The sequence below is a fragment of the Mammaliicoccus sp. P-M59 genome (assembly GCF_022386135.1).
Classification (GTDB): domain Bacteria; phylum Bacillota; class Bacilli; order Staphylococcales; family Staphylococcaceae; genus Mammaliicoccus; species Mammaliicoccus sciuri_A.
In genome coordinates this window covers 39,621-56,783 of record NZ_JAJNJJ010000006.1, presented here as the reverse complement: position 1 = coordinate 56,783, position 17,163 = coordinate 39,621, and the positions used below count along the sequence as shown (strand labels likewise).

5 protein-coding genes are annotated in these 17,163 nt (G+C 32.2%); all 5 read left to right on the top strand.

Annotated elements, in window-relative coordinates; all coding sequences use genetic code 11:
- Positions 1-76: 76 nt before the first annotated feature.
- The 5 genes from LQ617_RS10045 to LQ617_RS10025 all read left to right on the top strand — a co-directional run bounded on the left by LQ617_RS10045 (position 77) and on the right by LQ617_RS10025 (position 17,138).
- A complete protein-coding gene (locus LQ617_RS10045; RefSeq protein ID WP_239740260.1) occupies positions 77-8,335 on the top strand; it encodes a phage tail tape measure protein in 8,259 nt (2,752 codons plus the stop codon).
- 25 nt (positions 8,336-8,360) lie between these two features.
- Positions 8,361-10,433, top strand: coding sequence for a phage distal tail protein (locus LQ617_RS10040; RefSeq protein ID WP_239740259.1), 2,073 nt, complete (start codon positions 8,361-8,363; stop codon positions 10,431-10,433).
- A gap of 66 nt (positions 10,434-10,499) precedes the next feature.
- A complete protein-coding gene (locus tag LQ617_RS10035) occupies positions 10,500-16,568 on the top strand; it encodes a hypothetical protein (protein ID WP_239740258.1) in 6,069 nt (2,022 codons plus the stop codon).
- A gap of 18 nt (positions 16,569-16,586) precedes the next feature.
- On the top strand, positions 16,587-16,940 hold the full coding sequence (locus tag LQ617_RS10030) for a hypothetical protein (protein WP_239740257.1): 354 nt from the start codon (positions 16,587-16,589) through the stop codon (positions 16,938-16,940).
- 6 nt (positions 16,941-16,946) lie between these two features.
- Positions 16,947-17,138 carry a hypothetical protein gene (locus LQ617_RS10025; RefSeq protein ID WP_239704829.1) on the top strand — a complete coding sequence of 64 codons (192 nt, stop codon included), beginning with the start codon at positions 16,947-16,949 and terminating at the stop codon, positions 17,136-17,138.
- Positions 17,139-17,163 lie beyond the last annotated feature (25 nt).

The following is a 17,163-nucleotide window of genomic DNA, read 5'->3' as shown; positions in this document are numbered from 1 at the left end:
TCTTATGGGAATTAACTTTCTCGTAAGACTTGAAAAATAGATTTTTTTATGACCGAGAATACAAGGAGTGAAATAAGTGGCAAGTAATTTTAATATAGGTATTTTGTCAGAATTAAGAATAGATGCAAACTCCTCTAGGACAAGTATTAATGCTGCAATTAATACTATACAAAAAAATATCAATGATATTAAAGTTGGTATAGAAGCTAACGAAACAAAAACTCAAACAGAAAATCTGAGGAAATCAGCAAATAGAGTTGTAAATAGCTTAAACTCTGGTAAAAATATAGCAAAGATTAAAGCACAAATAGAAGTAGATGAAAAGCAAGCTTTAAGTAGTATAAAACAATCGATTAAGAATTTAAATTCAAATTTAGGAAATCAAAAACTTAAGGTTAATATTGATGCCAATGTTGATACATCTAGAGTCGATAAAGCTACCAAAGCTGCAACTACTAAAGCTGGTAAGAATAAGGTTAATATTGAAGTTGAGAACAAACCTTTAGATAAAGGTATGAACACAGATTCAGAAAAAGTTAAGAGATTAACTCAAAATTACTTGAGCTTAAAGAATGCTTACAGTAGTTATGACCAATCTGTAAGAGATGCTAATAGTCGTAAGAAAGACAATATTACATACGAAACTACTCAAATCAAAAATGCTAATAACGAAGTAGAAAAGTTCACAGTTACTTTAAGAAAGTATAATACTGCAAGAGAACAAATTGGTAAGCAAACTCTTAACTACAAATTAGATGGTGCTGGAAGTTATCAGTTAGATAAAGACACAAAAAATTCATCTAACGCTAAAGTTAATGCAGATGCGCAACAACGTATTAATAGTTTAAGAGACCAAGAGATTAAGAAGATTGAAAGATTAAATTCTCTAGGTAAGATTAATACATCTCAGGCTAACATGTTGATTAAGAGTTATATGCAGCTAAACAGTACACATAATATGACTTTAAAATCATATCAACAAGAGCACAACATGATACAAAAAACTGTAAGTGCTCATGTACAAGCTAACAAGTTATTAAATCAACGTCAGTCATTAATAGCTCAAATTGAGCGTAACGAAAGAAGAAAAGCTGACACGATTGATAAAAGAGCTACAGGTGCATTAAAGAAAGAATTAAATAACCCTGACTTTTTAAATAGTAAAGATGCAGCTTACAGAATGGCACAAATACAGACTCAAGTTAGAGGTATAACTGCCGAAGCTGAAAGAGCTACACGTTCTCAAATGGGATTTGTTGAAGCTTTCAGAACAGCAATGGTTAAGTTCCCAGTATGGATGGGTGCAACCACTCTGTTCTTTGGAGCTATTAGAAGTGGGCAAATGTTCATTGATACAATCACACAAATTGATAGTAAAATGATAACTTTACAAAAAGTTATGCCAGATAGCACAAACATGGCTGACATATTTAATCAAGCTAATGAAGCTGCTTTAAATTATGGGCAAACAATCAGTGGTGTATTAGATGTTTATGCTGAATTCGCAAGACAAGGTTTTAAAGGAGAAGAACTTACTCAATTTGGTAATGCTGGCTTAATTGCTGCTAACGTTGGTGAAATCGACCCGAAACAAGCTTCGGAATATTTAACATCAATGTCTGCTCAATGGGAAACAGATGCTAACCAAGCAATGAGACAAGTCGATTCACTGAACGAGGTTTCAAATAACTATGCAACAACTGTGGAAAAACTTGCTCAAGGACAAGCAAAAGCTGGTTCTACTGCTAAATCTATGGGACTAAACTTTGATGAAACCAATGCTGTAATAGGTGCCTTAACTGCCAAAACTAAACAATCTGGGGACGAAATTGGTAACTTTATGAAAGCAGTATTACCTAAACTTTATGTTGGCAAAGGTGCTGCTACAATTGAAGACTTAGGAATAAATACTAAGAATAGTGAAGGTCAACTTAAAGGTGCAATGGTTCTTTTAGATGAAGTTGCACAGAAAATTAAAGGCTTAGATAAAGACCAACAAGCTGCGATTATTCGTGGTTTAGGTGGAACATATCACTACCAACGTATGCAAGTATTACTTGATGACCTTGGTAAAGCTGACAGTTTATATAAACAAATTAAAGATACCTCAGAGAATTCAGCTGGTTCTGCACTAAAAGAGAATGCTACATATATGGAATCAATTGAAGCTAAAGCAAATAAAGCTAAAGTTTCTATAGAACAATTTGCAGTTGCAATCGGAGATACTTTCTTAAAGTCAGGTATTCTTGATGGAATTAGAGTTTTCACGGATATGATGACAGGCTTAACTAAAACAGTTTCAAGTTTAGGTTCTACTGCCCCACTATTAGGAGCACTAGGTGCCACTGTCGCATTATTTAGTAAAAATGTTCGTTCTGGTTTTTCAGATGCTCGACAAAGCATTGCTGATTACATTTTAAAACAAAACGAATTACAAGCTGTAAAAATGGATAAAAGTTTTAATGGAATTCAAGGCAATATTGGCACATTCAAAGATAACCAAAAAGGCGCTTCTTCACAATTAGTGTTTACTGAAGGTGCTTATGATAAACAAGCTTCACAAGCAAGAGCTGCAACTACTTCTACTGTTGCCTTAGACAAAGCTCAAAAAGATGTTTCTATTTCTTCAATTGCTGCTTCAGGAGCATTAAGCAGAAATGCAGGTGCTGCAACTGCTAGTGCATTTGCATCAAATGCAGCCGCTACAGCTGTAAGAGGATTAGGATTAGCATTTAAAGGCTTAATGTCGGCTACTCTTGTTGGCGCTGGAATAATGGGAATCTCATTTGTTTTAGAAAAGATTATTGGTAAATTCAATGCTGCTGCACAAGCCACAGAAGAATTTGAGCAACAGCAATCAACAATGAAACAAGCCATTGAAAGTATGAGCTCTTCAGAATTAGACAATATGGTTAGTTCTTATGATAAATTAAAAACTAAATTAGATGGCGGACTTGATTTAAATAATGAAGAACTTTCAGAATATAAAAATGTATCAAGTCAATTAGCAAATATACTCCCTGATTTAGTTACTGGTGAAAATCAATATGGTGTTGAATTAGCTGCTAACAAAGCCTTAATGGATACACGTATTGAGCAAATGAGAACTCAAATAGACTTAGAAAAACAACAGCAAATGTTAGACAACATTGATAAAAACAATGATGTTATTAAAGAGAAAGATAAAGCCGCTAATAAAGTAGATAGTGGAGTCTTTAGACAATCTGCTGCTGATAAATTACATAGTATTGCTCCACAGAACGCAGTGATGCACGAAGATTATCAAAAAGAGATAAATGCTATATCATCTAAACTACAAAAAGTAAAAGATGTAAAAGCTGCTGAAGAATTACTTACTCAAGTTGAAAAAACACGTGCTCAAGCAAGCAAAGATGGACGTGCGGTTGAGCTTGATTACTTAAACAGAGTTAAATCAGGAATAGAGCAATATAATTCTTCTATGGGACAATCAGTTCTAGCAACTCAACAAAGTAAACAAGCTGCTTCACAAAATTGGAACACAAATATACAACTAATGCAAAATACCTTATTAGAAGGAGAAAAATTAAAAGCTTCTAGTATGTCTGTATTTGACACAATCTCTATGTCAGTAACTAAATTTACTAACTCTGGTACAAAAGCAAAAGCTCAATTTGAATCATTAAACAGCACTTTACTGAATGACGATGGATTTGTAACAAAAATGCAATCATATGAGAGCGCTGTTGAACGGTTTAAAGATGCCCAAGGAACCGATAGCGAAAAATATGCACTTAAAGAGTTATCTAATGCATATTCAGAAGTAATCAAATCTATCTTAGATGCTGCTAACACAGCAGACATGAGTAAAAAAGCTCGTGATTCATTAACTAATAGTTTAGAGAAAAATTTACAAGCTGAAACTGGGTTAAATGTAGAAGTAAGTAAATCAGGCAAAGTTCAATTAGATGCTGCCAATGCTACAGATAAAAATTCTAAAGCAACTGCTGATAATACAGCTGTTAAAAACGAGAATGCTGAAGCTGCCGAAGCCCAAAAGGAAGCTAATGAAGAACTCGGTAATGCAATGGCTGAAGCAGGAGATAAACAAAGACTTATAGGTAAAGCTCAACAAGAATTAGCTGAAGGTAACTTAGGTTGGGATACTAAATCAGATTTAGTAAAAGCATATGGTACAGAAGTATATGCTGCTCTTCAAAATGAAGCAGCCATGAGAGATTTCTTAATGGATAAGTCTGACGAAGAGGCAAAGAAATATGGACAAACACTTCAAGATAAGTTAGCAACTGATACAGCATATTATAATGCAGTAGCTGCTCAAGGTACTGAGTTAGCAAATCATATGATGGAAACTTATGGTATTGATACTTCAAATTATCAAAACATGACACAGTTAAAAGCTGCTGTAGTCGATTCATTCAGAAATGGAGATAAAGACCAACAAGAAAAATTAGTAGATAATATTGCTAATACATATGGTATAGACTTATCTAACTTTGATACTTTAGCTCAAAAGAAACAAGCTGTACAAAATAAATTAACAGAGTTACTTGGTCAAAAATGGGCTGATTATATTAACCAGATGGCTGACCAAACCAACAATGTTTTCGAAGCATTTGGTGGAGGTTCTCCTTTACAAAAAGCTACAATGTCAGCATTTAAAGTTGGTGGCTCCCCTGCTTTCGACATTATGAATGGAGCAATTAACGGGATAACAGGAAATACAGCTGTACAATCATTGCTTGATGCAGACCCAGTGTGGCAAAAAGCCGCAGGAAGCATGGGAGATTTAACGTCTGTTGCTGATGGTTTAGGACAAAGTTTAGATGACTTAGGCTCACCTTCTGGCTCTGGCGGTAAGGCTGCTAAAGGTGCTGGGGATGCTGGTAAAGCTTCGAAAAAAGCTGCTAAAGATGCAGAGAAATTAAAAAAAGAAGCTGAATCTGCTGGTGTATCCGTAGAGAAACTTTATAAAACATTTCAGAAGCAAACTTATGTAGCTGACGAATTATCTATGGCTTTAGATAAAGTAAATCATCAATTGGAATTGCAACATTTAAACACTCAAAAATACGCTACATGGTCACAAAAATATCGTGACTCACTTAGACAAGAAAACAAATTAATTGATGAGAAAACTAAGAAACTTAATGAACAAATTAAGTCTATGGAAGCTCAAATTGCCGCTGGTAAAGTTATTGAGTATGGTTTAGTAAGTTCTGATGTTAATGTTCCTTACTATAAATATACTGCTAATAATATGAGTGGTGGAGAAACTGGAACTATTTCTAGCTTATCTGGTTCATCTACTCAAGCTAAGGTATGGAATAACTTGAAAGCAAGAGGACTAACTGATGCTCAAGTAGCTGGTATCATGGGTAACATTGAACGTGAATCTGGTTTCAAGACTAATGCTAAAGAAGCTGGTGGAACAGGTATAGGACTAGTTCAATGGTCATTCCAACGTGCTAATAATTTAAAAGCATATGCTAAGTCACGTGGTAAAGCATGGACTGATTTACAAACACAATTAGACTTCTTATGGCATGAGTTAAACACAAGTGAGATAGCAGCATTAAACGCATTGAAAAAAGCTACATCTGTTACTTCTGCAAGTAATATATTCCAACAGAAGTTTGAAAGAGCTGGAGTTGTTGCACAAGGACAAAGAAATGCTGCTGCTAAGAAATATTATAACCAGTTTAAAGGTATGTCTGGTGGCGTTAACACTCAAATTAAAAATGCTGGTCAAAGTATTGTGGCAGGTTGGAAAAAAACAGCTCCATTTGGTAAATACTACGGTACAAACACCCCACATTATGGTGTAGATTATGCTGCTAATTCTGGTGCACCTATTAGAGCTTCACGGTCAGGTATCGTATTGTCTTCAGGTTGGAGTAATTACGGTGGAGGTAACCAAGTTGTTATTTATAGCCCTGAATTAAATAAAACATTTACATATATGCACATGCTAAGTGATTTAAGAGTGAAAAAAGGACAACAAGTACAAGCAGGACAACAAATTGGCAGAATGGGAAGTACAGGTAATTCTAGTGGAACTCATTTACATTTCCAAGTAAATGAGGGTAAAGGATTTACTGCTGCTGGTACATCATTTACTGGTTGGAATAGAGCTATAAACCCAGAACCATATTTAAAAATAGCTGGTTCTAATAAGTCTCTATCATCACTTATGTCTGCTTCTGCGGTCTCTGGAAGTGTTTCTGCCGATTATGTTAATGATTTAAACGCTGCCGAAGAACAACGATTAGCTCAAATTGAAGCAATCATTAATGAACAAAATGCCGCTGAAGCAATGAAGCAAAAAGTCGATGAACTTCGTAAAACACTCATGGATAAACAACTTGAGCAAGCTAGAAATTCACAACAAAAGAATGAAAACTTATATAATATTCATAAATCACATGCTGAAGAATACGACCATTGGAAAGAATTACAACAAGGAAAATCAGCTAAACTTGAATATGAATTAAATAAGATTGAGTTTGAAAAAGGAAGAAACAACCAAACTTGGAGAAACAAAAATGCTCAACTGCAAGCAAGTAAAGAAGCCGAAAAAGGTTTCGAGCAAGGTAAAATTGATTATATAAACAAAGCTATGAAACAAGATAAGAAATTATTTGGCAAAGGGACAGTTTATCGTGATGAATTTGAACAAATGAAACGTGCTGCTCAACAATCGATTAGAGACATAGCCTCAGGTATACAACAAGCTAATGGTGAGATTGCCGCCTCTATCATAGACCAAATTTTAGATGATTACGATAAAGCTGAGAAAAAACTCCAATCTAAAATTGAATCATTAGGTAAGAAAAAACAATTTTTAGATTCTGAGGACAACAAGCAAGCAAAAACTAGTATTAATTATACTGAACAACAAGCTAAAGCATCAACTGATTTAGGTTTACAAATTAAATTTACTATTGGAGAGCTTGAGAAACAAGTTAAACACTTAAAAGGTAATTATGAATTACAAAAACGTGTAAAAGATAGAATTCTTGAATTAAAATCTGCTTATGATGATGCACGATTAGCTGCCTACCAATATCGTATTGAAGCTGCTGATGCTGATATAGACAGACAATTAAATGTTAATAGTAAAAGATTATCCACTGCTCAAAAAGATAGTATTAAAGCTGATTATGACAATTCGTTTATAAGTCAAGATTATCAGATTGATTTATGGAGAGATAATCAAGTAGATAAGCTTAAAGGTCTTAATAAAGAGCGTGATGCATTAGATAAGAATAAGAAAGAGTTAGAAGCTCAATTAAAACTTTATAAAGATATGCCAACTCAAGCAAGAAAAATTAAAGATGCTATAGATGAAATTTCTAACTCTGTAAAAGAGAATAGTAAAACTATACATCAAATCAGGCTTGATTTATCTCAATCAGTTATTAACTCAATTAAAACGATTTATCAAAAACAACTAGAATTAGCTTCTAAAGCTTATGATGATGAATACAAAGAATATGAAAAACTGATTAACAAAAAGTTAAAACTTATTGATGAAGAAGCACAAGAAGAAACTTACAACAAAGATATCAAAGATAAGACAGAAGAACTTAACAAACTTAGAGATGAAATCGCACAGCGTATGGGTGACGATAGTTTATCTAACCAAAAGAAACTTAAAGAATTACGTGAACAATTAGCTAAAGCTGAATACGATTATGATGCTTATATCAGAAACAAAGAACGTGAAGAACGTAAGAAGTCTCTACAAGAAGAGCTTGAAGAAAAAGGAACACAAATAGAGAAACAAAAAGAAGACTTAAATAAAGCGTATACAGATTTACTTGAAGATACACGTAAGTTTAATGAGATTCAAGAGCAGTTGATGGAAGGACAAATCAATAAGTACAAATCACTTATAGAAGAACTTACTAAGTATGTTAATGACAACATGAAAGACATTGGTGCTTCTGTTGGACAAAATATGCTTGATGCCTTGAATGAGACTTTTGGCACATTAGAAGGATTAACTTCAGAACTTAAGAAATATGAGAAAGGTGACACTAAAGTACCTAACTCTGGTTTAAAACCAACTAAGAAAACTGAAGTTTCACAAGCAGCTGTTAATGCAGTAAATGCTATTGCACCTTCTTCTATATTAAGTGGTTTAAGTGTTAACTCCCCTACTTTACCTAAAGATGCCACAATTAGTAAAACTGTTACTAATAACAATAATACTCAAATGGAAGCTTTAGTAAATATCCAGAACTTCACTGGAACAAAACAAGAGATTGACTCATTAAGTGATACTCTTGCAAATGAAATGAGAAAACGTGGATTAATTTTAACTAAATAAGAATACAAGGAGTGATTTCTAGAAGATGAAAAACATGTATAGTATGGAATATACGGAACTTCGTAACGCTCCACACTTCATCTTTAATGGATTTCACACTCGTGACTTTCACGTACAAAATGTACAAGTTGATTCGGGACTAGCTAAGGACACGTTCTTAGCTACCCGCAATTTAACTGTAGAAAGAACGAGATATAGTGACCGAAGTTACCTACTTGGGTACACTGAAGAACCATTAAAATTTAAGGTGAGACTTTTATTTGATGAACATAAGTTTACTCTAAATAATTATCGTGAGTTAAAACGTGTCTTTTATCAGCCAACTTATAAAGAATTTAAGTTTGATAATGAAGAAGAAAGTAACTTACATATTATTATGTACGCTATGGTTACTGGGACTTCTGAAGCCACACACAATGTAATCAATGATGGATATGTAGACTTAGAGTTTGAAACTAATAGCTCAAAGAAATATTCTGAGATTATGGAAGATGAATATGATTTTAGTAAATCAGCCTCACAGAAAATATTGGAAGAATATGCTAAAGAAATTGGTTCTTTGGCTCAAATGGAAGAGAAATTGTCTAGAGATTTAAAACAATGGGTAGCGAGAACAAATTACGCAAACATTGAAGAAGTTGCTAAAGATAAAAATAAAGATAAGTTACCAGATGGTTGGAAATTAATCTCTGGTGATAAGAATAATATTACAATTGATTCTAAAGGTAAGATGACATTTAATAATGTTCACATTAGAAAACGAATTAACCCTATTAACAACCGTAACTATTATTTAAGAGTTAATGGTAGCAAAGGTAAAATTAGAATCCATGAAAACGATTATGAGATTGACACACTTGGTGTACATCAATTCAAATATAGAAGAAACCTTCTAGGAAACTCTGGTACATTTGATTTAGATAGCTCTGGAGATGGTATTGGTGAAGGTTGGGTACAAGTTGGAACTAATGGTTCTTTCACAATAGATAGAATTAATGAAATACAGACTATTACAAATGGTCAACTTAAAACAACAATGAACATAGTTGATAATCAAAAATATATTTTTATTTCAGACATACCAAACTCTAATTCATATGTAAAAATTGGAACATTGGAAAAGTCTAACTTTACTAATTTACAGTACTTCACTTTTATTGGAAGAAAAACAGATAAAGATATTATTATTGGAACAAACAATAGTGATGAAGCAAAATTCTCACATGCAAGAGTATATGCAATCACTGATGATGAGTTTAATGAAATAAACTCTTTATCACCTACAGAGATTAAAAATAAATACCCTCACTTTGACCTACACCCATACTTCGATATAGACTACTCTGGTGTTCAAGGATATATTAACTATATAGACCTATGGGAACTGAACGATTTAAACAAGAAGAAATTAGATAGTGGAATTCCTATTGAAAAGATAGTTGGTTTTGATTATGACAAGTATAAAGCATTCTTAGAAAAAACTAAGGCTAACATAGATGATGTTAAAGCAGACCTAATGGAATCATTTGATAAACTCAACACAGTTGAAGAAATTAACTTCCAAAATCTTTACGATAAAATAATTCTTTTATCACAAGATTTCAGTCGGGAATACGCGTCTCTAGACAAAGGCAATAATATGAAAAATTACCAATGGGACGACGTTCAGCCGCATTTTCTTAAAATTAAACAACTTTCTGAAAAAACTGCTGAATATTTAACTGAAGTAACAGAATTCATAAATTTAAACCAACATAAGATTGATACTTCGTCTGAAATTGGAAATGATTTAATCACTGTTTATAATTTCGGTGATGATACTGTTTACCCTACTTTCGAGATTGAATCAACAGATGGTTCAGATATTATGATTAGAAATAATGATACTGGTGAATTTACTATTATCACTGACAATATTGCTGGTGAAAAAATAACTTTAATAGGTGAAAATGAACAAATTACAACTTCGAGACCTGCCCCATATTTTAAATATGATGCGCATGATGATAATTTTATCAGATTAAAAACTGGTCACAACACCTTAGAATTTGCTGGAAATTATAAATTAAAAATTACATATCAATTTGTTTTACTTTAAGAGTCACATTAATTTGTGGCTCTTTTTTTATTGAGATTTTAGAGAATAACAAGGAGGAAACACAAAATGGCTATAAATAAACATTTTAACGTAGATACTTATGAATTTGAAGATAGACCAAAACCTAAATTATGGTTACTTAAACCAGACTTTACAAGAATCGAAAGAATTACTGGTGCTTCAAAGCTTCAAGGTACATTTAAATATAATAACTTAAACCAACTATCATTCCAGATATCCCCTACTATGTTCGATGGTTTTAAACATGAGCAAGTAAAAAATACAGTGTTTGATAAAATTAGAAACAAATATATTATCGAATTTAAATATAATAACTACTCAGATTACATGGTAATAGATGACTTAAAAGAAGTTTCTTCAGAATCAGAATCTATTCAAGTAACAGTTGATTCATTAGCCAATGAGTTAAGTCATAAATCAATGAATGAAATTGAAATGTTAGGTTCAACTATTTCTCAAATGTCTGAGGAATTAACTAAAAACTATGCACCATTATGGTCACTTAAATATGTAGACCCTAAAGTAAAAGATGTTAAACGTGAATTAACTTTAAATCAAGGCACAGTTATGTCAGCTTTGGAACAAATTAATACATTATTCGATACAGTAATTATATTTGATAATAAAAACAGACAATACTCTTTCTACCATAAGGATTCAGTTGGTACTAACAGAGGTTTAAGAATACGTGAAAATAGTTATTTAAAGTCGTTTGAAGACTCAATGGTCTCTAAAGATATCATCACAAGATTGATTCCAATGGGAAGTGAAGGATTAACTATTCACAGTGCTAACCCTGCTGGTTCTGATTACATTGAGGATTTTTCATTCTTCATTAAACCATTTAAACGTGATGCAAACAGAAATGTTATTCAACACAGTGACTACATGTCTGACGAATTGTGTCATGCATTATTAGATTATGATGAGTTTTATGAAAGCAAGAAAGAAACTATTGAAGAATATACTAAGAGATATTCAGAAATATTAACTCAACATGCTGAAGAAGATTTTAAATTAAGAAGCTTGAATGCAATCGTACAACGCCAAGAAGATAGAATTGAGTTGCTTAAACCTAAATCAGAATACATAGACTTAGGACTTAAAGCCTCAGATTTCAGTGTAACTGTAGCTAAATCTTCATATTATATATTAATGTTGAAAAATGAAGGTTCACTTACTAACGTTAAATTTGATGGTAAAACTTATCAATTAAACGCTGGTGAATGGACTTATATTAAAATAGATACTGCTGATTTCCAAGATGCTACTCAAGTCGACAAGAAATTAAAATACAAAATTGAATTATTAAATGTAAATACAAGAGTTCATGCTGTAATAACTCGTTCTTCATTAGACGATTATGAAGAAACAGATGTTAAGAAAATTGAAGAAAAATATAATTATCTTAAATATAACGCTTTACGTGAAGAACAACTTGCTACTGTTGCAGTGATTGAACGTAGAATGAAGCAATATGAAAATGAAAAAGACGATTTAATTGCCTCAATGAACCCAAAACTATTCCTTTCAGATGAATTATATAAAGAAAGAGAACAATATATTTACAGTGCTATCTGGCAAGAAGATAATCACACAGATGCTAAAGAATTATATGATGATGCTGTTAAACAATTGAAGAAGCAAAACAATGTAACAAGAGCTATTACAGTTGGTATTGTTAACTTTATCCAATCACTAGAGCATAAGCATGACTGGGATAAACTTAATGTTGGAGATGAAATTGTATTCTCTAATAAGTTCTTTGATAAAAAATTAAAAGCTTATATCACTGAAATGCAAATTGGTTTCGATGAAAACTCAGTACAATTAACTTTGAGTGATGTATTTGATTTTAAAGATTTAGATACAAGAATATCAGAACTAATTGCTGAGACTTCATCTACTTCTACTCAAGTTAATATGCATAAAGAACAAATCAAAGAGTCTCAAGGTAAAATCACTAAGATGACAGAACTTATTGAGGGTGAATGGGATGCTAATAAACAAAGAGTATTAGCTGGCAATGAGACAGTAGATATAGGTTCGCACGGTATCAAAGTAGTCTCTAATGAAAACCCTAATGAGTTTGTAATCATGGTTGGTGGTGTAATTGCCATGACTAAAGATGGAGGAGAAACATTTAAAACTGGTGTAACTCCTGATGGCGTGAATGCTGAAATGTTAATAGGTAAAATGATTATCGGCGAAGATTTATGGTTAGAAAATGAATCAGGTACTATGAGATTTAACAAAGATGGTCTTCATATTGACTCATCAATGTTCCATTTGACAACTAATGATGGCGATGACTATTTCGAAAACTTAAAAAATAAAATACAAGACGATATTAAACAACAAGAAACACGTATTAAAGAAAGTTATCAACGTGACATTCAAAATGCTATTCAAGAATCTGTTGACGTAGAAAATATTATAAATACTGCTACCACAGTTTTACAAGATACATTCGCAGATGGAATCATAACAGACGTTGAGAAAAAATTAATCAATGATACCATCAGTTCTCTTGAAAAAGAAAACTCTGAATATGTGCAACAAATTGAATTAGCTCTTAACCACCCATATATTTCTGATGACCATATTATAGAGTTAACAGAAGCTTATGAAGGGTACATGGGTATGTATGATACATTGGTAACTTCTATTTATGAAAGTATATCAGATGATGTTGTTACTTCAGATGAATCTACGAGAGTAAATGATGCAATAGTTAATTTTAGAAACGAGATACAAACAATCCTAATACTTGTACAAGAGATATTAGAAACTACTAGAGATAGACAATTAACTCAAAAGATAGAACAGTCATTAGATTTTACTACTAGAATGACAGCTGATATGAAAGATGAAATGGCTGACTTAAACAAAGCATTCAAAGAAGCTCAAGAAACTATTGATGATGCTATTAAAGATGGAGTTGTTGATGCTGCTGAAACAGAAACAATTAAAACAGCATTAATGATTATGAAATCTGAAAAACAAGATATTGAAAATAGATATACGCAAATTCTAGCTAACACTAAACTATCACAAGCTGCTAAGGATAGAATTGTTACAAGTCATAATGAATACACACTTGCATTCATTGACTTCAGTAATTATGTGTCTGAGATGATATCTGATGGCATAGCTAATAGCACTGAAAAAGAAAACTATATCAATAAGTTCGAAAAATTGAATGAAACAAGTTCTAAATTCTCTACTGACTTTACTTATGCATTACAAGTTATATCTCAAGGATACGCTAATGATGTTGAAGGTAAGTTAACTAGCCAAATAGATGGTATGAGAACTGAAATCACAGCTGACTTGAAAGATGTTAGTGATAATCTAGTAGAGTTCCAAGATGTAACATTCGAAGCTTTTAAAGATGGAATTCTTTCAGATGTGGAATTGTCTAGAATTAAAGTCCACCAAGAAATGCTAGAAAGAGAATACAAAGATGTAGATGCTGGTTATCAATCAGTTTCAACTAATAGTTACCTATCTTCTAGTGTCCTAACTGTGCTGTCACAAAAAAGAACTGCTTTCACAACAGCTCATGGCAATCTAATTAATTTATTAAACAATATACTTCAAGTTGGTAAAATCACTGCTTCTCAGAAAATTCAAGTATCTCAAGGTCTAACTACATATAGCACTGCTTTAGCTGAATATACAAAGGCTATGCAAAGCGCTTTAGATAATATTTCTAATAACATGGCAAGCGATATCGCTGCTGAAAGAGTTAATTCCTTCTCTGGTGTATTAGACAATATTCAAGGAAACATCAATGGCTTACAATCTCAGGTAGATAACGCAATTGATACTTTCTATTATGGCTATGTCCCAACTTTAAGTAACTACCCTTCTCAAGAATGGACTACAAATGCTAAAAAAGATATACATATTGGAGATTTCTTCTTAAACACAAAAACTGGTGTTGCTTATCGTTTCTTAAAAGAAGATGCAACTTATCTATGGAAACCAATTGATGACCAAGTGATTACAGATGCATTAAACTCTGCAAAAACAGCTCAAGATACAGCTGATGGTAAACGTAGAGTATTTGTAAATACACCTATCCCTCCTTATGACATTGGAGATATGTGGGTACAAGGTACTTCAGGAGATATCATGGTTTGTAAAGTTGCTAGAGGTAAAAACACTTCATATGTAACTACTGATTGGGGTAAAGCAAGTAAATATACAGATGATAGTAAGGCTAATCAAGTATTAAGTGATTTAAACACTTTTAAAACTTCAGCTAACCAAAATATCACTAATTTAAATAATACAGTTAACGACTTCCAAACAACTGTTGTAGATGCTTTCGATGATAGAGTAATAGAAATGGCAGAAGCTTCTAGTATCAATCATAGTATCCAATTATTAAACAATGAAAAAGCTAGAATTGATAGACAATACACTACATTAATTGGCAATGCTGATTTAGTGGGTTCTCCAAAAACTCAATTAACAACTACATACAATGCTTTTGTAACTGCAAGTGATAGTTTAATTCAAACTATACAATCAGCAATAGCTGACAACAAAATTGTTCCTACCGAGAAAACAGCTGTTGACCAGAAATTCGTTGCATATAGAACAGCAATAACTAATTTAGCCGAAAAAACTAATGCGGCTATAGATGCAATTATTAGAAATGTATCTGTAGGAGAAGCAAACAAAGTAAACGAAAGATTTGAAACTTGGAAATCTAGTGAGTTCTTAGTTGAGTCAGAAAAGATTTCTCAAAGAGTATCAGGAGCTAGTTGGGATTCTACATATTTACCTCAAGTAAACTCTAAAATAAAAGATGTACAAGACTCAATTAATTCATATGCTACAACAATTGAAGCTAATAACTCATTTATTGAACAGAATAAAAGTCAGATTTTATCCAGTGTTTCACGTTCAGAGGTAGATGCAACATTAGCTAAAATAGCTACATATGAAACTAGTTATACAATAACTTCCTCTAAACAAACAATAGACCTAGCAGAATATAACTCTATTGCGTTTAATGATAATTATTCATATGAGGTCGTTGCTAAAAACAATACTTTATCTTCAGAAAACGTTGCAGTAGCTACATTTATTAGTAAAGGAAAAGGCAAAGGTTTTGAGTTAACTGAGATAGATAATAAAGGAACTGCTACTAATCACCCTAGATTTGTTTTAAATAATGGTAAACCTGCTATAACCTTATACGGAACTACCACTACAGAACAAAGTGTTTCTGTGATTTATACTAAATACTTAGGTAGTGCTTCAAACATAGAACGTACTAATTCACAAATTAAGCAATTAAGTGACAATATTACTTTAAGTGTTTCAAGCGATATTGAAAATATAAACAAAAAATTAACACCTAAGAACTTAGCTTCTACTATAGCTCTCAACCCTGAAAGTATTGATATTATATCTCAGAATTTAAATATAAACACAGATGTGCTAACTATTAAGAACACGAAAGGTAACTTCACTATGTCTGGAGATACTTTCTCAGTATCTAGCACAAATGGTAATGATGTAGTTAAAATCAATACTAATGGTATTTCAATTAAGCAAGACGGTGTTGAGAAAATGATAAATAGTACATCTAGAGAAGGTTTGGGTGTATTTGCTTATCAACCACGTATTCCTTCGTACACTAAAACAGGTGTACAACATATTGTTGAACCTACCTCTCTCACAACTGGGATGGACTTTGCATATTATACAATGGTTTGGGGAACAATGAAACTCGCAAAAGACGAAAAGAGTTTGGTAGGGGTTCTATCTGATGCTGGAAGAATAAATCGTTTTTCATTCTATCATGAGAAACGATACTTAAAAATAGATGTGACAGTATTTACAGATTATGTTAATGCTTATTTATTATTTGAAGACCCTATTGCAAATAGTAGATATACGGTATCAGGATTTACTGGTAAAGATAAAGGTAAAACTACTCATATTGATACAATAATTATTGATTTAGGTAAACCAACCTACAAAGATAAGATTTTAGAAGTATTAATGAATATTACCAATGGAACTGCGAATAGGGATAGTGCAGGAATGAGAATTAAAAATATTAGATTAACGGACTATAAAGATAATTAGAATGGAGGAAAAATAAACTTGGAAGAAATAAAAACTTATCCCACAATCATAGATGAAAATGGAGAATTAATTAAAAATCTTAGAATTTTAACCGTTCCTTTAGATTGTATTGAAGACGATGGTGTTTTTTACAATTACACTGCAAGCACAGGGGTTTATGCTCAAAAACCTTCTGTAGTTTTAATTATAGATGAGAATACTATGATGCAATTAGAAAAACTTCTGCTATTGCAATTAGATGGTAAATATAAATTATTTGTAAAGGAAAATGAAATATTTACATACCCAATAGAAACTGAACAAGAAAGAGAAATCAGAGAACTAAAAGAAAAATTAGCTGCATTAGAAGCAGCTCAACATGAAGGAGAATGATTAATAGTGAATAGTCAAGAAATAACTAAAGAAGACGTTTTAAAAGAGAATCATTTCTTAAAAATTAAAATCAGTAAGTTAGCTAACCAGTTAGCTGTAACAAACGAATATATTGCTGACATAGAGACTGAATTACATATAGCTCATGAAACATTAAGAGCATTAAATAAACAAGAACAAGAACAGGCTCAAGGTTAATCCCTTGAGTCTTTTTATTTGAGAA

What these genes read in the sequence shown, in the direction of transcription:
- LQ617_RS10040 (WP_239740259.1), top strand. Translation starts at nt 8,361, where the DNA reads ATGAAAAACATGTATAGTATGGAATATACGGAACTTCGTAACGCTCCA.
- LQ617_RS10035 (WP_239740258.1), top strand. Translation starts at nt 10,500, where the DNA reads ATGGCTATAAATAAACATTTTAACGTAGATACTTATGAATTTGAAGAT.